General features: G+C 62.7%; 18 protein-coding genes and 1 pseudogene. 10 read left to right on the forward strand and 9 right to left on the reverse strand.

Going from position 1 to position 19,183, the window contains the following annotated elements:
• A partial coding sequence (locus AC0L3N_RS31990) for a hypothetical protein (RefSeq protein ID WP_473551575.1) occupies positions 1 to 233 on the forward strand: 233 nt, incomplete at its 5' end.
• Between the two features lie 222 nt (positions 234 to 455).
• On the opposite strand, the gene AC0L3N_RS31995 is transcribed toward AC0L3N_RS31990, so the two are convergent.
• A complete protein-coding gene (locus AC0L3N_RS31995; protein ID WP_473489383.1) occupies positions 456 to 629 on the reverse strand; it encodes a VOC family protein in 174 nt (57 codons plus the stop codon).
• A gap of 365 nt (positions 630 to 994) precedes the next feature.
• Between AC0L3N_RS31995 and AC0L3N_RS32000 the strand changes: the two genes are divergently transcribed.
• The 3 genes from AC0L3N_RS32000 to AC0L3N_RS32010 are packed head-to-tail and all read left to right on the forward strand — an operon-like array spanning position 995 to position 4,501.
• Entirely contained in the window at positions 995 to 2,116 is a 1,122-nt protein-coding gene (locus AC0L3N_RS32000; RefSeq protein ID WP_473551576.1) for a PspA/IM30 family protein, read from the forward strand.
• A 5-nt stretch (positions 2,117 to 2,121) separates the two neighbouring features.
• Positions 2,122 to 2,742: an OB-fold-containig protein gene (locus AC0L3N_RS32005; RefSeq protein ID WP_473551578.1), complete on the forward strand. Its 621-nt coding sequence runs from the start codon at positions 2,122 to 2,124 to the stop codon at positions 2,740 to 2,742.
• Between the two features lie 58 nt (positions 2,743 to 2,800).
• Positions 2,801 to 4,501 carry a flotillin family protein gene (locus tag AC0L3N_RS32010; protein ID WP_473551579.1) on the forward strand — a complete coding sequence of 567 codons (1,701 nt, stop codon included), beginning with the start codon at positions 2,801 to 2,803 and terminating at the stop codon, positions 4,499 to 4,501.
• A 179-nt stretch (positions 4,502 to 4,680) separates the two neighbouring features.
• Here AC0L3N_RS32010 and AC0L3N_RS32015 read toward each other — a convergent pair whose 3' ends face one another.
• Entirely contained in the window at positions 4,681 to 5,775 is a 1,095-nt protein-coding gene (locus AC0L3N_RS32015; RefSeq protein WP_473551581.1) for an alkene reductase, read from the reverse strand.
• 61 nt (positions 5,776 to 5,836) lie between these two features.
• Positions 5,837 to 6,625, reverse strand: a complete 789-nt coding sequence (locus AC0L3N_RS32020) for an SDR family NAD(P)-dependent oxidoreductase (RefSeq protein WP_473551583.1) — start codon at positions 6,623 to 6,625, stop codon at positions 5,837 to 5,839.
• A gap of 110 nt (positions 6,626 to 6,735) precedes the next feature.
• On the opposite strand from AC0L3N_RS32020, the gene AC0L3N_RS32025 reads away from it, so the two are divergent.
• Positions 6,736 to 7,299, forward strand: coding sequence for a TetR/AcrR family transcriptional regulator (locus AC0L3N_RS32025; RefSeq protein ID WP_473551595.1), 564 nt, complete (start codon positions 6,736 to 6,738; stop codon positions 7,297 to 7,299).
• A gap of 142 nt (positions 7,300 to 7,441) precedes the next feature.
• Here AC0L3N_RS32025 and fixJ read toward each other — a convergent pair whose 3' ends face one another.
• On the reverse strand, positions 7,442 to 8,056 hold the full coding sequence (gene fixJ / locus AC0L3N_RS32030; RefSeq protein WP_473551584.1) for a response regulator FixJ: 615 nt from the start codon (positions 8,054 to 8,056) through the stop codon (positions 7,442 to 7,444).
• Positions 8,046 to 8,255, reverse strand: a pseudogene (locus AC0L3N_RS32035) (sensor histidine kinase); the annotation flags it as partial. The pseudogene AC0L3N_RS32035 and the gene fixJ, both read right to left, overlap by 11 nt.
• A 496-nt stretch (positions 8,256 to 8,751) precedes the next feature.
• Between AC0L3N_RS32035 and AC0L3N_RS32040 the strand changes: the two are divergent.
• From AC0L3N_RS32040 to AC0L3N_RS32050, 3 genes are all read left to right on the forward strand, one after another.
• On the forward strand, positions 8,752 to 10,671 hold the full coding sequence (locus tag AC0L3N_RS32040; protein ID WP_473551586.1) for an adenylate/guanylate cyclase domain-containing protein: 1,920 nt from the start codon (positions 8,752 to 8,754) through the stop codon (positions 10,669 to 10,671).
• A 143-nt stretch (positions 10,672 to 10,814) separates the two neighbouring features.
• Complete coding sequence (locus tag AC0L3N_RS32045) at positions 10,815 to 10,946, forward strand: hypothetical protein (RefSeq protein ID WP_473489373.1); 132 nt, start codon at positions 10,815 to 10,817, stop codon at positions 10,944 to 10,946.
• Positions 10,943 to 11,458 carry a CAP domain-containing protein gene (locus AC0L3N_RS32050; protein ID WP_473551587.1) on the forward strand — a complete coding sequence of 172 codons (516 nt, stop codon included), beginning with the start codon at positions 10,943 to 10,945 and terminating at the stop codon, positions 11,456 to 11,458. Before AC0L3N_RS32045 ends, AC0L3N_RS32050 begins: the two co-directional genes overlap by 4 nt.
• A gap of 35 nt (positions 11,459 to 11,493) precedes the next feature.
• Here AC0L3N_RS32050 and AC0L3N_RS32055 read toward each other — a convergent pair whose 3' ends face one another.
• The 4 genes from AC0L3N_RS32055 to AC0L3N_RS32070 form a co-directional block, all read right to left on the reverse strand.
• The gene (locus AC0L3N_RS32055; RefSeq protein WP_473551588.1) at positions 11,494 to 13,029 is read right to left on the reverse strand and encodes a DHA2 family efflux MFS transporter permease subunit; all 1,536 of its coding nucleotides are present in this window, start codon (positions 13,027 to 13,029) and stop codon (positions 11,494 to 11,496) included.
• Positions 13,030 to 13,567: 538 nt separating this feature from the next.
• Positions 13,568 to 14,746 carry an HlyD family secretion protein gene (locus AC0L3N_RS32060; RefSeq protein ID WP_473551590.1) on the reverse strand — a complete coding sequence of 393 codons (1,179 nt, stop codon included), beginning with the start codon at positions 14,744 to 14,746 and terminating at the stop codon, positions 13,568 to 13,570.
• Positions 14,743 to 15,222, reverse strand: a complete 480-nt coding sequence (locus tag AC0L3N_RS32065) for a MarR family winged helix-turn-helix transcriptional regulator (RefSeq protein WP_123151607.1) — start codon at positions 15,220 to 15,222, stop codon at positions 14,743 to 14,745. The genes AC0L3N_RS32060 and AC0L3N_RS32065 overlap by 4 nt, the downstream gene beginning before the upstream one ends.
• 201 nt (positions 15,223 to 15,423) lie before the next feature.
• Positions 15,424 to 16,332, reverse strand: coding sequence for a LysR substrate-binding domain-containing protein (locus AC0L3N_RS32070; RefSeq protein WP_473551591.1), 909 nt, complete (start codon positions 16,330 to 16,332; stop codon positions 15,424 to 15,426).
• Positions 16,333 to 16,599: 267 nt separating this feature from the next.
• On the opposite strand from AC0L3N_RS32070, the gene AC0L3N_RS32075 reads away from it, so the two are divergent.
• Together AC0L3N_RS32075 and AC0L3N_RS32080 are read left to right on the forward strand one after the other, a co-directional pair.
• Positions 16,600 to 17,847 carry an FAD-binding oxidoreductase gene (locus AC0L3N_RS32075; protein ID WP_473551593.1) on the forward strand — a complete coding sequence of 416 codons (1,248 nt, stop codon included), beginning with the start codon at positions 16,600 to 16,602 and terminating at the stop codon, positions 17,845 to 17,847.
• Positions 17,848 to 18,084: 237 nt separating this feature from the next.
• Positions 18,085 to 18,918 carry an AraC family transcriptional regulator gene (locus tag AC0L3N_RS32080; protein WP_473551594.1) on the forward strand — a complete coding sequence of 278 codons (834 nt, stop codon included), beginning with the start codon at positions 18,085 to 18,087 and terminating at the stop codon, positions 18,916 to 18,918.
• Positions 18,919 to 19,183 lie beyond the last annotated feature (265 nt).

A 19,183-nucleotide genomic window follows, 5' to 3' on the forward strand; every position in this document is an offset into this window, starting at 1 on the left:
TTTTGGATCAGCAGTCTGTTGCGCGGCCCGTTCGAGTCGGGAAAGGTTCTCCTGTTCCTTGGCGCGCGGTTCCATGGTTCACTCCCGATGTGGCTATCAACACCCAGCCCAGTGCCTGCTCGTTCCTCGACGGCGGCATTCCGGCAAACGACCCAATGTCAGTCGCTGACTGGCTCCTTGCCGGCTCACGAAAGCTGGCCTTCATTCCGGCGGCCCCGTCCCTGGTGAAATAGGGCGGCAAGCAGAAAGATGCGACGTCGCCGCCATATTCGGCAAATGCCTTATAGCCCGATCCGAAATTAGGTTGGGTTTGGTATCAGCAGCTCCCCGATAGCTCACCGGTAGAGATCTCGACTGTTAATCCAGCGGCCGTTGGTTCGAGTCCGGCTCGGGTAGCCAGCCTTCATCGGCCGGCGCGTTTCTTGCATGAGGCGGACTTTGCCCTGCCGGCGGGATCATGCCGGCGGATAGGGCCGCGACGGCGGCGTCGCCAGCGTGAGCAGGTTGCCGTCAGGATCACGCACCTGCGCTAGCGTCGAGTAGTCGCCCTCAATGTCGTCCTCAAGCACGATCCCCAGGCCCTGCAGCCTACGGCGCTCGGCCGCGACATCGTCGACGATAAGGAGCATCACGCCCCTGCCGGCGATCTCGCTGTCGGTTGAAAGCGCTGTGGGAAGATACCGAGGACGATCAGGCCGGCGGGGTCTCATCGACGGCGGAAACTAAGCTGGACACAGCGGCCTAGCCAGCGCTGAGAACCTGACGCTTGCAACCATAGGCTGTGCAACCGCTTTGGGTCGGATCTGCCGTCCGGGCCGGAATACCGGATGGGCGCGCAGCGCCAGAAGTTGCCTTCAGGCCAACACTCGCCACCTGCGGAATTTCGCCAAACAACACATGTGCGTTAACCCTTCGCAGCACCAAATCACGTTTTTGGTGATTGTGGCTTGAAATCCCCTCAATCACCTGCTAGGTGATTGGGAGGGAGAACAAGATGAAGACAGCGCACTACAAGCTGATCCTGACCCGCGCTGGCGAAAGCGCCATCGACATGACTTTCGCGGCTTATGCCGTCATGCACGACATCCTGGATCGCACCGACTCTACCCAACGCACCAACACGTTTGAACTCCAGAAGCTCGCCTATGAAGCGATCCGCGCCGAGACGGGCCTGCCGGCGCGACTGGTGACCAATGGCATTCGCGAATACGCCTCCGGCGCCTGGTCGTCCGACCGGCTGCCGCTTGACGACAAGCTCATGTCCTTCAAGGGCGTCGACAAGGTTTCGATTTCTACCGTCGAGGGGCGTGTGATCGCGGGATTCCTGGCCACCGGCTACTCCGATAGCCAAGAGAAGGCGCAACTTTCTCACCTCGTACGGGATAACGGGGCCTATCTGCTCACCGTTCCGCTGTCGGCGGACATGCAACACAGGGAGATCGAAGCCATGCAGACCGAATCCATTTCCGGGCGCGTTTCGCGCCTCGCCGCCGGCCTGGTCGCAACCGTGATCGACGGCCTTGAGAAGAAGGCTCCCGAGGCGGTGGCCGAACAAGCGATCCGCGAGATCGACAAGGCCGCCGACGAATTGAAGTCCAACCTCGCAGCGCTGATCGCCGAGCGCAAGCGCTACACCTTGCAGAAAGACGACCTGACTGAAGAACGCGAGGGGCTGGACCAGAATATCCGTGTCGCCCTGCAAGAGGGCCGCGAAGACCTCGCACGGGCCGGTATTGGCCGTCAGGACGACATCGACGCGCAGGCCACCTCTATCGATAAGCTGATCCAGGATGTTGATGTGCGCATTGACGAAGCGCGAGGCGCGCTGAGCGCCGCAAGTGCGGCCCGCCGCGATTCCGAGGAGCGGGTGAAGATAGCGCGGCGCGCCCGCGAGGCGCAGAAGCCGGGCACGGTGGGCAACGCTGACGGCGGGTTCCGCAAACCCGCACCAGAGGATCGCATTGCGGCCGCGCTTTCCAGCGTGGCGCGGCTGACCGACCTGCCCGCTGGCAAGCCGCGCGACAACGATCTTGTCGAACTCGAAGAATTTGGGCGCCAGCGCCGCATTGACGACCGGCTGGCGACACTGCGCAGCGAACTCAAGGGTAAGAAGTAGCGCCGATGGCAGATATTCTCCACGCACCGGCGCTCTATCTCTATCCATTGCTGGCAGGGATGTTGCTAGGGGTCCTGCAGATCGTCCTGTTCTATGTTGGAGCCGGACATTTTGACCATGGTGGCGGCGAAGACGGCACGGTCGACCACCTCCTCGACGCCACACATCTAGGCGACGTATTCGACTGGCTGAATTTCGGTCGGGTACCCTTCGCCATCCTGATACTGCTTCTGCTGGTCACATTCGGCATGGTCGGAATCATGCTGTGGCAGATCTTCCCGGTCTTGCCGGCGTGGAGCTACGCTTTTGGGGCGGCGCCGGCGGCGGTGATGGTCACGAAGATCACCGGCGGCTGGATCGCTCATCTCCTGCCGCAGGACGAGAGCTACGCTGTCAACCACGATCATCTGGTCGGGCGTCGCGGCACGGTCACGCTCGGGCCGCTGGATGACGGTCGGCCCGGCTCGATCCGAGTGCGCGATGAGCATGGCGAATTGCATACGCTGCGGGCGCGGCCCGCAGACGCGGGAATGAAAATCGAGAAAGGCGCCGTAGTCGTGGTGGTGAAAGCCGCCGAGGGACCCGGTCGTGTCTGGCTCGTAGTCCCGTTCGAGGAGCATATCTAGCCAGAGCGCGCTCTGAGCAAAGCCGAGCATCAAACACTTTCAAATCTGGGGGCAAAGTATGGACAACATAGTTCAATTTCTGATCTGGGTCGGCATCGTTCTCTTCGTGATCGCGGTGATCGGCTTTGTGCTCGGGCGGCTCTACCAGCGCGCCGAACGTGACGAGGCCTTTGTGCGTACCGGCGTCGGCGGCCGCAGAGTGGTCAAAGACGGCGGCGCGCTGATCCTGCCCATCTTGCATGCGCTGGCGAAGGTCAAGCTCAACACCGTCAAGCTGGTGGTCGACCGCCGCCGCGAGGACGCCTTCATCACCTCTGACCGCATGCGCGTCGACATCCGTGCCGAGTTTTACGTACGCGTCGACGGCACGGATGACGGCATCGGCCTCGCTGCGCAGACGCTGGGCGACCGTGTCAACGACCCGAAGGCAATCCAGGATCTGGTGGAAGCCAAGCTGGTCGACGCGCTGCGCTCTGTGGCCGCGCGCAACACGCTCGATCAACTGCATGAGAATCGCTCAGACTTCGTGAAGGCGGTGCAGGACGCAGTCGAGACCGATCTGCGCTCGAACGGGCTTGAGCTGGAATCGGTGTCGTTGACGGGCCTCGACCAGACGCCGCGTGAGTTCTTCAACGAAACCAACGCCTTCGACGCCGTCGGTTTGGCCAAGCTGACAACCATCACCGAACAGCGCCGCAAGGAGCGCAACGAGGTGACCCGGAAGACCGAAGTAGCGATTGCCGAGCAGGACCTGAACGCCTCGCGCGAAAAGTACGCGTTGAAGCGGCAAGAGGAAGAGGCGCGGCTTGAGCAGGAGCGCGACGTAGTCTCCAAGCAGGCCTCCACGCGCTCCGAAATGGCCAAGGCCGAGGAAGCGGCGAAGCTCGCCGAACAGGCGGCGCAGATCGCGCGCGAACGCGAGATCGCCGAGCATGCGGCGGAAGCGCAGCGCGCCAAGGAAGAGGCGCGCATTAACTCTGAGCGCGAGGTTGAATTGTCGCGCCAGAATATGGCGGTGGCCATCGCCAAGAAGAGCCAGGAAACCAGCCAGGCTGAAGCCAAGGCCCGCGAGGCCGAGGCGCTGACGGTTGCTGCTCAAGAAAAGGTGCAGACGGCGCGCGAACGCGAAATCGCCGACCGCGCCAGGCAGATCGCCGTTCTGCAAGCGCAGGAAGCGGCGGAATCTGAGGCTGTGTCGGTGACAGTTGGCGCGAGCGCCGAAAAAGCAGCGGCGGAAGACCGCGCCGAGGCGGCGCTGGTGGAAGCCCGCGCGGCAGCGGAAGCGATGAAGGTCCGCGCCGAGGGCGTGATCGCGGAAGGCGAGGCGGAGGCCGCGACCATCCGCGCCACGAACGAAGCGCGCAACCTGCTCTCCGACCGGCTGATCCAGCTTGAACTGACGCAGGCCCGGATCACCATGCTGCCGGAAGCACTAAAGGCGCTGATGGAGCCGGCGAGCCGTATCGATAGCATCCGCGTGTTCGACACAGCGGGATTTTCGGGCGGTCGCTCGGGCGGCGACGGCGGGCGTTCGGGTCCGGGCGATCTGGCCGACCAGTTGCTGAAGTTCACCGGCAACAAGTCTCTGATCGACGCGCTCCTGAAGGAAGCTGGCATCGCCGGCGCCGGCGGCTCTCTGAAGGATCTGGTCTCGACGCGGCCGCGGGAAATGGATGCTGACGGGGCCGGTCTGTTCGAGGAGGCAGGCGTGGAGGACGACGAGTTGGTCGCCCCCCTGCCTGGGATCCCGAAGGCCTGAACTGCCCAAACGCTGATTTGATCGGGCGTGGAAACAACCCACGCCCGGTCTATTTGGCAGCCAGGATCGCGCTTATGTCAGGCAGGCGGCCTTGCCGCCACCGTGCTGCCCACCGGCGAAAGCGCCGGCGCTGTTGTCGACGCGGGATGGTTGCCGCGCAGGCGCGGCCCTCCGATGGCTCATGGGTGGCTTGAGGCGGTGATCGCGGGATAGTCGGTATAGCCGGCGGGGCCGCCGCCATAGAGCGTCGCCGGGTTGAACTCCGCCAGCGGCGCGCGCGTCTTCAGCCGTTCCACAAGGTCGGGATTGGCGATGAATGGGCGTCCGAAGGCGAACAGGTCCGCCTTGCCGTCGGCGAGCTGCGACGCCGCGAGTTCGAGGTCATAGCCGTTGTTGGCGATATAGGTGTTGTTGAAGCGCCGGCGGAGCGATCCGAAGTCGAAGGGCGCGACATCGCGCGGTCCGCCCGTGGCGCCCTCGACGACATGGATGTAGACGATGCCCAAGGCGTCGAGTCGATCGACGATGTAGTCGAACTGCGCCTGGGGGGCGCCGCTCGAGACACCGTTGGCGGGCGAAATGGGCGAAATCCGGATGCCGGTGCGCTCAGCGCCGATCTCCTCGACCACCGCAGTCCCAACCTCCAGCATCAGCCGGGCGCGGTTCTCGACCGATCCGCCATAAGCATCGGTGCGGACATTAGCGCTGTCCTTGGCGAACTGGTCCAGCAGATAGCCGTTGGCGCCGTGAATCTCGACGCCATCGAAGCCGGCCTCGATGGCGTTCGCGGCTGCGTGCCTGAAATCATTGACGATCCCCGGAAGCTCGTCGAGCTCGAGCGCGCGGGGCTCCGAAACGTCGACAAAGCCGTTGCTGACGAACGTCTTGGTCGCGGCCCGGATCGCCGAGGGCGCGACGGGCGCGGCGCCATGCTCCTGCAGGTCGACATGCGAGACGCGACCGACATGCCAGAGCTGCAGGAAGATCCGTCCGCCCTTGGCGTGCACGGCGTCGGTGATCTTGCGCCAGCCGTCGATCTGCGCCTGGGAGTAGATGCCGGGCGTGTCCTGGTAACCCTGTCCCTGCTGCGAGATCTGCGTGGCCTCGGAAATCAGCAGGCCTGCCGACGCGCGCTGGCCGTAATACTGCGAGGCGAGATCGCCTGGAACGAAGCCCGGGCCAGCGCGATTGCGCGTCAGGGGCGCCATGACGATACGATTGGAGAGAGTGAGCGAGCCGAGAGTATAGGGCTCAAACAGCGTTGTGCTCGTCATAGGTCACCTTTGTTTATCCCCGCCGCGGCAGGGTCGTTTATCGAAATGGCTTCGTTGATGCTCAGGCGACCGTGCGGTACCGCTCGGCGGGATGTTCGTTCCGATAGTTCGGAAGCATGGCCTGGCGTGCGGCCTGAAGCGCGTCCCACTGCCCGGCATCGGGTAGCGGCGGGATGGTCACCAGTTCGCGGCGGTCGAAGCCGACCAGCGCCGCATCCACCAGATCGTCCACCTCCATCACGTTGGAAAGCGTGTTGACGTCGGCGCCGACATGTTCCCAGATCTCCGTTCGCGTCGTGGCGGGAAGCACGGCCTGGACGTAGACACCCTTCGGCGCGAGCTCGAGGCTGAGTCCCTGCGACAGAAACAGCACGAAGGCCTTGGTTGCGCCGTAGACGGTCATGCCGAACTCCGGCGCCAGGCCGACCACGGAGCCGATGTTGACGATCGCCCCTTCGCCGGCCGCCGCAAGACGCGGGGCCATGGCGCTGGCAAGCCGCAGAAGTGCGGTCGTGTTGAGCGCAACGAGCCGCGCAACGTCATCGGTGCTCTGCTCGATAAAGCTTCCGCCGATGGCCGTTCCGGCATTGTTGACGAGGATTCCGATGCGGGCGTCATCGCGCAGCCTCGTCTCTACCGTTGCAAGCTCGGCAGGCTGCGTAAGATCAGCCTGGATGATGTCGATCGCCACGCCATTTTCCTGACGCAGACGGGCCGCCAGAGCCTCCATTCGTGCCATGTCACGGGCAACCAGCACGAGGTCGTGCCCGCGGCGCGCGAAGCGCTCGGCATAGGCGGCTCCGATGCCGGTGGAGGCGCCGGTTATGAGGACTGACGGAATAGTGGTCATGGCATTGCTCTTTTCTCTGATGGACTCTATATTCATGACGATCATCATGATTGCGGCTAAATATGATACCCATCATGTAAATGTCAACGGGGCCGGCGGAGAATTTTGAAATGAAGGTCAGTCGAGAACAGATGGCGGAGAACCGTCGCCGAATTCTGGATGTTGCCAGCCGGCTGTTTCGCGACAAGGGCTTCGACGCGGTTAGCGTGGCGGAGGTGATGAAAGCCGCCGGGCTCACCCATGGCGGCTTCTATGGCCATTTCAGCTCGAAAGACGACCTGATCGCGCAGACCCTTGCCCATGTCCTCGCCGCGGACTCAAGCGCAGGGGCCGATCTTCGCGCTTATGTAGAGGCTTATCTTTCGCCCCGTCATCGCGACAACGCCGCTGGTGGTTGCCCGACGGCAGGCCTTGCCGCGGCCATTCGCCATCAGACCCCGGCTGCACGCTCGGCCATGACGGAAGGCCTTCGATCGCAGATCGACCGTCTCGGCAACGCGCTCCCGGAGTTGGATCCGGCAGACAGACGCCGCGCAGCGATCGGATGCTGGGCAGCGATGGTGGGGGCAGTGATCCTCGCCCGGGCTATCGACGATCCCGCGCTTTCGGATGAAGTTCTGGAACAGACGCGTGCCTGGATCGATACCGGGATCAGCCAAGTGTCTGCCAGATAGGCGGTCTGCGGCCCGGGTTGCGCCACCGCGCTGCCCGCCGAAGGCGCCGGTGTCCCGGCTCCGCCGCCGGCACGCTGGCGGGCATCAGCGCCTCAGCGTCCTTGTGCAGGCGAAAGACGCAGAACCTTGACCGACAGGGCTACTAAGCGGATCGGTCGGCCAACAACGCCAGCCGGACCAGCTCGGACAGGCTCTTCGCCTGCATCTTCGACATGACGTTGGCCCTGTAGATTTCGACCGTTCGCGGGCTGATGCCGAGTTCGTGCGCGATCGCCTTGTTCGCCTTGCCGTCGACGAGCAGGTCCAGGACCTGGCGTTCGCGTTCTGTGAGCGATCCTACCCGGCTCGCGGCCTCCCTGACGTGTGCGCCGTCCTGGATGGTCTTCGTCCGGCGGCCAAGCGCGGAGCGGATCGTCGCGATGAGCAGGTCGTCATCGAACGGCTTCTCGATGAAATCGATCGTGCCCTCCTTCATTGCCTCGACTGCCATGGGCACGTCGGCGTGGCCCGTCATCACGATCACTGGGAGAACGGAGCCACGAGCCTTCAGCCGACGCAGGAATTCGATGCCATCGATGCCCGGCATCCGCACGTCGGTAACGACACAGCCGGACGCCGAGCCCTCCACGTTTTCCAGGAAGGCGGAGGCGGATTCGTGCAGGCTGACCGCAAGGCCGTCCGACGCGAGCAGGAATGCCAGCGACTGGCGGACAGCCAGATCGTCATCGACCACATGCACCACGGCTTCAGCCTGCATCGGAGAGCTCCTCTCGCTCCACGGACCGGAGCGTGAAGCGGAACGTGGTCCCCTGCCCTGGGGCGGACTCGGCCCAGATCTTGCCGCCGTGGGATTCGACGATCGTCCTGCAGATCGACAGACCTACTCCCATCCCGTGCTTCTTGGTCGTCATGAAGGGCTGGAAAAGGCGGTTTTGCACCTCCGGATCGATGCCCGGGGCGTTGAACCAGCGATGTCCGCTTCTGGAGGGGAGGGGTCGGCGAAATGACCATGATCGGCGCAAAGTTGCCCTCCATCTTGCGGAGCGCGCAACTCAGCTACGGGTCAAATCGGGGTTCAACGTGAGACGGCTTACCTGCCTCCGTCCACTCGATCGGAAACCCGCGCATGAGCCGCTGAAGCTGCAGTAGGTGGCTTCCGACCATCGAGAATCGCCTCAACAACGTCGGGCTCGAGCAGCGCAGGGCGGAGGAACTACGCGACGTAGGAGGTCTTGAGCTTCTCTGCCCTGGCCAGTTCGCTGATCGAGCCAACGCGGCCGTTTGTCCATCATGTTCTTCCAACGGAAGGCGCGGACGAGAGCAGTGAGCAGCGTGCCATCGCAGAAGCTGGCAAACGCGTAGCCCATTCGCCTTGCGATTTGAGTCGAGACCTGAAAGGATCGAAGCGAGCCAGATGCGAGAGCACAGCTCTGGCTGTGGGAGCACGCCAGCGTGGTGACCACTCGAACGGAGCGGCGGCTGGCGGCCATCATGGCCGCCGACATCGTCGGCTACTCGCGCCTCATGGAAACCGACGAGGCGGCGACGCTCGCAGCAATCAAGGCGCTCCGGGCGGAGGTGATCGATCCACTGCTCAACGAGCATAACGGACGTGTCGTTAAGCTCATGGGCGATGGCGCCTTGGCTGAGTTCCACTCCGTCGTCGATGCTGTTGCTTGCGCTGTGGCCATTCAGACCAGAGTCGCCGCGCATCAGAGCGAGGCTCCTGCCGAGCGCCGCATAGTATTTCGTATCGGCATTAATCTCGGCGACGTGGTGGTCGAAGGTGATGATCTCTTCGGCGACGGGGTGAACGTGGCGGCGCGCCTTGAGCAGCTTTGCCCGCCGGGCGGCGTGCTCATCTCGGGAACCGCCTACGACCACATGAAAGGCAAGCTCAGCCTGCCAATTGACTTTGCCGGCGCTCAAAAGGTCAAGAATATCGCCGAGCCGGTTCGCACCTACAGCGTCAGAATGCAAGGGGCAAAGCGCGGCTGGAGCCTGCGCACTCGCCACATCCGCCGCTTTCTGCCGATGGCGGCTGCATCCCTTGTTTTGCTTGCGTTTGCGGCTGCTGGAGCGTGGTGGTGGCTGCGGCCGGTTGATACTGCCATCGGCAAGCCGTCCATTGCGGTTCTGCCTTTCAGCAATTATGGCGGCGACGAGGCCACCGGGCGCCTCGCCGACGGCCTCACCGAGGACATCATCACCGACCTCGCGCGTTTCCCCGAATTCGAGGTCGTCGCCCGCAATTCCACCGAAGCCTACAAGGGTAAGCCGGTGGACGTCCGCCAGGTCGCAGCAGCGCTATACGTCGGATATGTGCTCGAAGGTTCCATCCAGCGCCAGGGCAGCCGCGTGCGGATCAATGCGCAGCTGATCGAGGCGGCATCCGGCAAGCATCTGTGGTCGGAGCGTTGGGATCGGCCGGATGAAGACGTGTTCGCTGTCCAAACCGAGATCGCCGAACAGGTCACCAACCGGCTCGGCGGCGGCGCTGGCCTGATCCAGGAGACCGGGCGGACAGCGGCCAAACGCAAGCGGCCGGAAAACCTGAACGCGTATGAGTATTATCTACTCGGCACCGAGAAGCTCGAGCAAATCACCAAAGCCGATCTCGAAGAGGCCATTCATTTGCTTACCCGCGCCGTCGATCTGGACCCCGGCCTCGCCCGCGCCTGGGTCGAGCTTTATCATTCGCACAGTCTTTTGGCGAGCTTCGGCGTCAGCCCTGAGAGCGAGCGGAAGGCGGCTGTCGAAGCGGCCGAGCGCGCCGTCAGGCTTGATCCGAGCGACGCCGAGGCGCACGCCGTGCTCGGCATGAGTTTTGGCGAAAGGGGCGACCTGGCGCGGGCCAAGGTCGAGTTGGACACCGCCTTGCGTATGGCTCCGGGTTCAGCTGAAATCCTGACCTTCTATGTCGGCTGGGCGTCAACCTTCGGGGAACCCGAACGCGGCGTGGAACTGGTCGACCAGGTGATCCGACTCGATCCGAACTACCCATTGTGGGCCACAGGCAGCTTCTCCTATGCATACTTCATGGCCGGCCGCTATGAAGATGCGCTGAAGATGCAGGCGCGCATGACACCAGAAACCTACAACCTCTCCAAGTGGTCGATGCGGTGCGGTTCCTTCGCCGCGCTTGGTCGAACGGAAGACACAAAAGCCTGTGTCGCAGAGGCGCTCAAACGCTTACCGGACCTGACCATCGAAGCCATGGCCAACGAGCCGGGCTACAGCGACGCCGAGCACCAGCGCTTCCTCGAGACAATGCGCAAGGCCGGCTTCCCGGCCTGTGCGAGCCCCGAGGCGCTGGCGAAGTTCGCCAAGCCTCAGCGGTTGCCGGAATGCGAGAAAGGGACCGCCAACTAGGCTGCGTCGCAGGAATGTCAAACGGCGTCACCTTTGACCATGCCAGCCGGAATGTCCGCTTCGAGGCGAAGGTAATGTTTGCCTGAACGGCCGACATGCGGCGCGAAGCAGTCATTCGCAGCGCGCACCGGTGGAGATCACCGATGGGCCAAACCGATATTCCGTCGCGGCACCACGCGTCAGATTTCACCACCGGGCGACGAACCGCGGCGAGCGAGATTCTTGAGCACCTGCCCGGCAAAAGCCATGATCACCGCTATGTCAGGCGGGCATGACCGCTGCCAAAATCGAAAATTCCGAAGTCCGATCAAGCTTAAACAGGCGGATGCTGCTTAGAGCTGCCGGCCTTGCCGCGCTGGCCGGGCTTGCCGCTTGCGCCACTGTGCTGCCCACCGGCGAAGGCGCCGGTGTCTCCGCCTCCGCCGTCGGCACACTGGCGGGCATTCGCGCCTCAGTCGGTCTCGAATCGCTTGTCCCCGACCCTCAGCTCGAACAGGCAGCCCTGCAGCAGTCCGGCTATATGGCGCGCGGCGGCCGCATGACCCACTCCACCGGCTGGGGCAAGGGATTTGCCTCGCGCGTCAAGGGCAACGGTATTGCCGGTGCTGCCGCCGAAAACATCGCCGAGGGCCGTTTCGATCAGCAGAAGCTGTTCGACATCTGGATGCACTCGGCCGGCCACCGCCGCAACATGCTCGACCCGCGCTTCACCCGCTTTGGTCTGGCCTATGTGCGGGACGGCCGCGACAGCTCGCTGCGCTATTGGAGCCTTGTTCTGGGCAAATAGAAGGGGTGACCGGCACGTCGACCAATCCCTACTCATCAATCCATATGCGCGGCGGGCGCCCCACCGGCGGTCGGACCAGCCTTCGGCTTGCGCAGCAGAAAAACGAACGGGATGGCAATCAGCGTCATCATCATCAGCAGCTTGAAGTCATTGACGTAAGAGATCATCATCGCTTGGATATTGACCATGCCGTCCACTTGGGAAAGCGCCGTCGGATCGCCGCCCGCCGCTGCCGGTGACGCCGCCCAGAGGTTGGGATTGAACGGATTGATGTAGGCCGAGAGCTCGGCATGGTTGACCTGCGTGTTGCGTACCAGCAGAACCGTCACCACCGATACGCCGATCGACGAGCCAAGATTGCGCACCAGGCTGAACAACGCCGTGGCATCGGTGCGGAAGCGTGCGTCCAGCGTGGCGAAGGCCACGGTCGACAGCGGCACGAACACCATTCCCATTCCAAGGCCCTGGATGACGCCGGAGCTGAGGATGAGCCAGTTGTCCATCTGCGGTGAAAAGCTAGACATGGTGTGGAGCGATTGCGCGGTCAGCAGGAAGCCGATGACGACGAGGATTCGGGCATCGACCTTGTGCATGATGCGGCCGACGACGAGCATGGCAATCATCGTGCCGACGCCGCGTGGTCCCAAGACGATGCCGATGGTGAGGGTCGGATAGCCGAAGATGGTCGACAGCATTGGCGGCAGCAGCGCCATGCTCGCCAGAATGAGCACGCCCATGACAAAGATGAACGCCAGTCCGGTGACAAAATTGCGGTCGAGGAATATCTTCGGGTCGATGAAGGGCTGCTCCGCCGTCAAGGTGTGAATGATGAACACCCAGAAGCCGGTGATGGACAGACCAAGTTCGATCCATATCTCGACCGAGGAAAACCAGTCGACCTCGCCGCCGCGATCAAGCATCAGCTGAAGCGCGCCGACACCAAGCGAGAGCATGGCGAAGCCGAAGAAATCGAAACTGCGTATCCGCCTTGCAACGGCCGGCAAGTAGGCGGCCATGCCGAGAAAGGCGATGATGCCGACCGGCAGGTTGATGAAGAACACCCAGCGCCAGTTGAAATTTTCGGTCAACCAGCCACCCAGGGTCGGGCCAAGGATCGGTCCCAGCATGATGCCGGCGCCCCAGATGGCCATCGCCTGGCCGTGACGTTCCCTCGGATTGATGTCGAGCAGGAAGGTCTGCGACAGCGGCACGATCGCCGCGCCGAATACGCCTTGCATGAGACGGAACAGCACCATGGTTTCAAGGCTCCATGCCAGACCGCACAGCATGGAGAAGATGGTAAAACCGACCACCGCCGTCAGGAACAGCTCCTTGCGGCCGAAGCGGTCGGCCAGCCAGCCGGTCACCGGCGTCATGATCGCCGCGGCAACGATGTAGGAGGTCAGCACCCAGTTGATGTTGTCGGGGGAGGCGCCGAGGTCGCCGGTCATGGTCGGCAGCGCGACGTTGGCGATCGTGGTGTCGAGCGCCTGCATGATCGTCGCCAGCATCAGTGCCACGGTGATCAGGCCGCGATGCGGCACTTCGCGAAACGGTTCTGGCGTGCTCATGATGTGGAACTTCCGGCAGGTAACAAGAACGTGTAACCAGAGCGACGTGCGTCCATTTGGACGCACAAAGTACGCTCTGGTATTTTGAGTCTGCGCATCGTGCTTTCCGAAAATCGATTCCGATTTTCGGGCCGATGCGCCAGGCTTCCGGGCGGCGAGGCCTTCCGTGTGGAGAGACCCTCATCGCGGTGGGACGCGAAATCGATGTGGGGGTTACATCGACCGAGCGTCTCGATAACGGGCGGCTGCCGCCCGGAAACCTGAGGACCGAAGGGGCCTGCGTCGGATTGTTCCGGCCGCGACGCAGCCCGGTCCGAACCCCAACCCTCACCGCATCCCCGATCGGACCAATCCTGTCAGCTGCGTACCTCTCCCTGCGCGGCCTGCATTCTACTTGTTGCGTCTCAGACCTCATCATCCAATGGAACGAGGTGGTCTAGAGCCGTTCATCGTTTCACGGAAACGCCGAACCGCTCTATCTCTTTGTTTTTGCGCAATTCCGGACGGAAAACCGCTTCACACTTTTCCTGGAATTGCTCTATTGCGCCTCACCCGCCGTGGCGTGGCCGAATATGCTCGGAAGCCCGCGGGAAACGCCGGTGTCCACCGTGACGGTCGCGCTCATGCCGGTGCGCAGCGCCATCTTGGCGTCGGCATCGGTCAATTGCAGGCGCACCGGAATGCGCTGGGTGACCTTGACCCAGTTGCCGGTGGCGTTCTGGGCTGGCAACAGCGAGAACTCGGCTCCGGTGCCGGCGCCGATCGCCTCGACCGTGGCTTCGAACGTCTTGCCCGGATAAGTGTCGACGACAATTTCGGCCTTCTGGCCGGGCTTCATATGGGTGAGCTGGGTTTCCTTGAAATTGGCATCGATCCAGGTATCGCCGGTCTCGACCAGCGAAAACAGCGGCGTACCGGAGCCGACATATTGGCCGACCTTGAACGAGGCAGCCTGGCTAATGATGCCGTCGGCCGGCGCCGTGACCGTGGTCTGCGCCAAATCGTAGGCAGCCTTGTCGCGCGCGGCGAGCGCCGCCATCACGGTCGGATGCTTGTCGGTCTCGATATCGGGATTGCCGCCGAGTGCCGCCTTGGCGCTGAGGATGCCCTGCTGAGCCACCGCCATTTGCTGCTTGGCCTTGTCGAGATCGTTCCTGGCCTCGTCCAGCGACGACTCGGCGTTGATGCCCTTGCGGGCAAGGTCGGCGGCCCGGTCGTATTGCGACTGCGCGTAGTCGACCTGGCTGGCGTCGGACTTCTCCTGCGCTACCGCCTGGCTGTAGGCCGCACGCAACTGCTCGACATTGAGGCGCGCGCCGGCCACCGTCGCATCGGCCTGGGCCAGTGCGATCCGGTAGGGCTCGGAATCGATGGCGAACAACACGTCGCCCTGCTTGACGGACTGATTGTCGAAAATGTCGACCTGAACGATGCGACCTGCCGTATCGGCGGCGATCGAGACCTTGGCCTGCTGCAGATTGGCATTCTCGGTCTCCTGGTAACGGCCGCCGGTCACCCAGACGTAGCTGCCGCCAGCGATCAGTGCCACGGGGAGCGCAAACATCAAAAGGAAGCGGCCGGCACGGCGCTTCTTCTTCGGCGCCACCGGCGCCGGTTCTACCTGCGGAGCGACCGTAACCGGGGCTGCCGCCGGCTGCACGGGAGCTTCCATCTCCAGCTTGGTCGCATTCTCATCTACCTTGGCTACCGCGTTCATGCTGCTGCGCCTTCTGCACTCTCGACTTTTTCGGAGGACGCCGTCTCGCCGTCCGCCAGGTTCCTGGCCATCGCCTCCAGTGCCTTGATCAGGATGCGGCGATCTTGCGGCGACACGCCGGTCAGCGATTCTTCATAGACTTCGCCGGCGAGGCTCTTGATCTCGGCGTAGGCCTCGCTCGCCTTGGCGGTCGGGAAGATCATGCGAACGCGGCGGTCGGCGGCGTCGGAACGGCGCTCGATCCAGCCGCTCTCCTCCATGCGGTCGACCAGGCGCGACACGCTGATCGGCTCGATCTCGAGAAGTTCGGCGAGCCGCGCTTGGGTGATGCCTTCTTCCTTGGCGACGCGGACCATAAGCCGCCATTGCGCCGAGGAAAGGCCGAGCCCGCCGGCCCTCGCCTCGAAGCGCTTGCGCATCAGGCGCTGCACGTCGTGGATCAAAAAGCCCAATCTGTCGATGCCGTCGGAAACCATGAGCTGCATATATTATAAGCGTGCTTACTATTCAAGACGCGGCATTATGCCAGAAGCCGGCAAAGCTGCATGGCAGTTATGCAATGCGGTCATGGTTAGCGATTGCTGAATGGCAATGAAGGAAGCCGCGTTCCCATCGGCTTCTGCCTTGCACCGACACCGGACCACCCATCGAACCTGATAATCATGCTTGAGCTAATTCTACACCAACGATCCCATCCAGGCAGAAAAGGCCTCGATGTGCGGCTGCAAGGGGTGGTTAGGGACGTAGACGAGATAGAAGCCGTAGCCTGGCAGAGAGAGATCGTGTGCCTTGACCAGCGCTCCACTTTTGAGTTCGCGGCTGACGACCACGTCGCTGCAGATAGCGATACCCTGGCCTGCCACGACCGCGTCGATCGCATGCAATTCTTCGCGAAAGCTTAGGTCCCACGCTTTGTTGGTATCCGGGATGCCAGGATCGACAGAGCGTGCCGCCGCCAGCCATCGCGACCAGGTAGGCGCTTCGCGATCACGGTTCATCCAATCAAAATGGATGAGCGGATATTGCAGCACATCGGCGGCCCGCTCGATCTGTCGGGTGCCCTTGGCGAGCAAATCAGGGCTGCACACCGGAAAGAACGTGTCCCGAAAAATTTCCTGGGCGGCAAGGTCCTGAGGCATCCTGCGCGCGTAGCGGATCGCGACATCGGCATTGCCGGCGCGCAGGTCCAACACCGAGTCGGTTCCGATAATCTCCAGAGGGATCTTCGGGTACTCTTCCCGCCATTTTGGCAGACGCGGTACCAGCCACCGGCTGGCAAATGCATTCGGGCTTGTCACCCGTAGCGGGCGTTGGCCGACGCCGGCCGAAGCTGACGCAATTGCGGTGGCAAAGGCGTCGAAGCCGTTGCGAATGACCGGGAACAGCCGTTCGCCCACGTCCGTAAGCACAAGCGGCCGTGGGCGCCGCCGAAACAGGGGTTGTCCGCAGATGCCCTCGAGCAACCGAATCTGGTGGCTGATGGCCGTGGGCGTCACGCCGAGTTCGATCGCGGCCTCCCTGAAACTCATGCGCCTGGCAGCAGCCTCGAAGGCGCGAAGGGATCCGAGCGGCGGAAGTCTTCTCATTCATGCAGTTTAGATGAATCCAACTCATCTAGCGACTGAGATATTCGACTTTGCGGCGAATGAAGGCCCATGAGATTATTGCATACAGCCTGTCCTCGGATCACGAAGGGAACCCCCTCGATGAGCACGCTCAAGCTTGCGGAGGATCCCGGAACCGGGTCAGCCCTGAAGGCGTCGGATATTGCGCGGCTCAGGCAGGCAATTCGCGGGGATTTGGTCCTCCCGGACGATCCTGGCTATGCCCAGGCACGCAGAGTCTGGAACGGAATGGTCGACAAGCGACCAGCAGCGGTGATCTATTGCGCCGAATCCCGCGACGTCGTCACAGCTGTCAGCTTTGCCAAATCGCAAAACCTTCTGGTCGCCGTTCGCGGCGGTGGTCACAACGTCGCCGGCAGTTCGGTTTGCGATGGCGGCGTGGTCATTGATGTGTCGCGCATGAAGCGGATCGAGGTCGACCCGGTCCGCCGGGTTGCGCGCGCCGAGGCTGGCTTGAACCTGGGAGAGTTCGACACCGCCACGCAGGCTCATGGTCTCGCGACGACGATGGGCGTCAACGCCGATACCGGCATTGCCGGACTGACACTCGGTGGTGGGTTCGGCAAGCTTGGCCGCAAACATGGACTGAGCTGCGACAATCTCATAGCAGTCGAAATCGTGACGGCGGACGGCCGGCTGCTCAAGGCAAACGCGGCTGAAAACGCGGATCTTTTCTGGGGCATTCGGGGCGGCGGCGGCAATTTCGGAATCGTTACAGCCTTCGAATACAGGCTTCATCCCGTGGGTCCCCTTCTCATCGCGGGGTCAGTTCTGCACCGCTACGAACATGCGCGCGAAGCAATGCGGTTCTACCGCACGTTTTCGAGCAAGGCTCCCGATGAGCTGAGCCTGGACGCGGCGCTTGTGACTGCGCCCTCAGGTGAACGTTTCTTCAGCATCTCGGCGTGTTACATCGGCCCGCTTGGCGAGGGCGAGCAAATCGTCCAACCGTTGAGAGAATACGGCACGCCGGTTGAAGACCGGATTGCTCCCGTCCCGTATCTTCAAATCCAGTCGGCCGGAGACAGCATCTTTCCGCGCGGGCGGCGCTACTACTGGAAGGCGCAGTTCATGCGCGAAATTTCAGACCAGGCAATCGACACAATGCTCTCAGCTTACGCGACCGCACCCAGCGAGTCGCTTCTTGTCCTGCAGCAGGTTGGCGGCGCAATCTCGCGTGTGCCAATAGGCGACACTCCCTACGCCAACAGAGATGCGCTTTACGATTGCTTCCCGATATCGATCTGGGATAATCCGGCTGACGACAAAATGCACATCCGATGGGCGCGTGACCTATGGGATGCAATGAGACCGTTCTCGACCGGCGGCGTCTATGCCAACAATCTCGGCGAAGAGGGCCCGGACCGGGTTCTGGCAGCTTATGGCGAGAACTACCCGAGATTGGTTGCTTTAAAAAACAAGCATGATCCTACCAATTTCTTCCGTTTGAATCAGAACATCAGGCCGACGATCTGAGCGATTTCCGCCGCGGCTTCGGGTCCGAAAGCGGACTTAGCACGTCGATTGGTAACCCGATCGACAAGGCGACACGCTTTGGCAACACGCCCGACTTCATCAACTACAACTTCAATTCAACGCCGGCAGCGCTGACGATCTTCATCGTTTCAATTTTGCGCCGGGCGCAATTTCGATCAAACTGGTCCTGCAAGGAAGCGGCACCATGGCTGCGCCAATCGCGAGACGCAGAGAGACATGAACCCGACCGAGAAAGCGCTGTGGTTCGTCGAAAGCCATTTGCCGGAAGCAGTCTCGCTCGACGATGTCGCCAAGAGCAGCGGCGTGTCGCGCTTTCACGTGACGCGGGCTTTCGGTGCGGCGACCGGCCGTTCGGTGATGGGCTACGTGCGTTCTCGCCGGCTTACCGAGGCGGCACGCAGGCTCGCCGCCGGCGCACCCGACATCCTCTCGGTCGCGCTCGACGTCGGCTACGCCTCGCATGAGGCCTTCACCCGCGCCTTCCGCGACCAGTTCGGCACCACGCCGGAACTGGTGCGCGCACAAGGCTCGCTCGACAATCTCGATCTCGTGGAGCCGATCCTGATGGACCAGTCCTTCCTCACCAATCTCGAGCCGCCGCGTTTTGAGACCAGCCGGCCGTTTCTCATCGCCGGTCTCGGCGAACGCTACAGCTGCGAAACCAGCGCCGGCATCCCGATGCAATGGCAGCGGTTCGGCCCCTATATCGGCAATATTCCGGGCGAGGTCGGCGACGTCGCCTATGGCGTCTGCGTCAACGGCGACGATGCAGGCAATTTCGACTATATCGCCGGCGTCGAGGTGTCCGATTTTTCGGACTTGCCGAGGGAGTTTTCGCGCGTGCGCGTGCCGGCGCAGAAATACGCCGTGTTCGCCCATCGTGACCACATCTCGACCATCCGCCGTACGGTCAACACGATCTGGAACAAATGGCTGCCGGCCTCCGGGCACGAGGTCGCCGATGCGCCCGAATTCGAACGCTACGGCCCCGAATTCGATCCGCGCAGCGGCAATGGCGGGCTGGAAATCTGGATACCAGTCAAGGCATGAGGAAGGGCCAGTTTTCAACTTGTGTTGGAGACTAGTGTCGAAAACCGGCTCCGCCTTATCTTGCCTTCTCCCCTTGCTGGGCAGGGCAATCGCATTTGGATTCTTACGAAGATGGACTCCCACCCTAGCCCTCCCCACAAGGGGGAGGGAACGCTGCCGCGCGCCTTTACTTCCCCTTTGGCGCCGAAAGTTGTGTGCGTCAAGTTCTGCAAAAATGGCGTGGCATTCAGCGGTGACGTTGGCGTGTCCGCCGCGCAGCCCCCGT

This window comes from Mesorhizobium sp. WSM4807 (genome assembly GCF_055811615.1).

Bases quoted from the DNA above. Each gene is read 5' to 3' on its own strand.
- AC0L3N_RS31995 (WP_473489383.1), bottom strand. From the start codon at position 629: ATGCTCCTTATCGTCGACGATGTCGCGGCCGAGCGCCGTAGGCTGCAG.
- AC0L3N_RS32000 (WP_473551576.1), top strand. From the start codon at position 995: ATGAAGACAGCGCACTACAAGCTGATCCTGACCCGCGCTGGCGAAAGC.
- AC0L3N_RS32005 (WP_473551578.1), top strand. From the start codon at position 2,122: ATGGCAGATATTCTCCACGCACCGGCGCTCTATCTCTATCCATTGCTG.
- AC0L3N_RS32010 (WP_473551579.1), top strand. From the start codon at position 2,801: ATGGACAACATAGTTCAATTTCTGATCTGGGTCGGCATCGTTCTCTTC.
- AC0L3N_RS32015 (WP_473551581.1), bottom strand. From the start codon at position 5,775: ATGACGAGCACAACGCTGTTTGAGCCCTATACTCTCGGCTCGCTCACT.
- AC0L3N_RS32020 (WP_473551583.1), bottom strand. From the start codon at position 6,625: ATGACCACTATTCCGTCAGTCCTCATAACCGGCGCCTCCACCGGCATC.
- AC0L3N_RS32025 (WP_473551595.1), top strand. From the start codon at position 6,736: ATGAAGGTCAGTCGAGAACAGATGGCGGAGAACCGTCGCCGAATTCTG.
- fixJ (WP_473551584.1), bottom strand. From the start codon at position 8,056: ATGCAGGCTGAAGCCGTGGTGCATGTGGTCGATGACGATCTGGCTGTC.
- AC0L3N_RS32045 (WP_473489373.1), top strand. From the start codon at position 10,815: ATGGGCCAAACCGATATTCCGTCGCGGCACCACGCGTCAGATTTCACC.
- AC0L3N_RS32050 (WP_473551587.1), top strand. From the start codon at position 10,943: ATGACCGCTGCCAAAATCGAAAATTCCGAAGTCCGATCAAGCTTAAAC.
- AC0L3N_RS32055 (WP_473551588.1), bottom strand. From the start codon at position 13,029: ATGAGCACGCCAGAACCGTTTCGCGAAGTGCCGCATCGCGGCCTGATC.
- AC0L3N_RS32060 (WP_473551590.1), bottom strand. From the start codon at position 14,746: ATGAACGCGGTAGCCAAGGTAGATGAGAATGCGACCAAGCTGGAGATG.
- AC0L3N_RS32065 (WP_123151607.1), bottom strand. From the start codon at position 15,222: ATGGTTTCCGACGGCATCGACAGATTGGGCTTTTTGATCCACGACGTG.
- AC0L3N_RS32070 (WP_473551591.1), bottom strand. From the start codon at position 16,332: ATGAGAAGACTTCCGCCGCTCGGATCCCTTCGCGCCTTCGAGGCTGCT.
- AC0L3N_RS32075 (WP_473551593.1), top strand. From the start codon at position 16,600: ATGGTCGACAAGCGACCAGCAGCGGTGATCTATTGCGCCGAATCCCGC.
- AC0L3N_RS32080 (WP_473551594.1), top strand. From the start codon at position 18,085: ATGAACCCGACCGAGAAAGCGCTGTGGTTCGTCGAAAGCCATTTGCCG.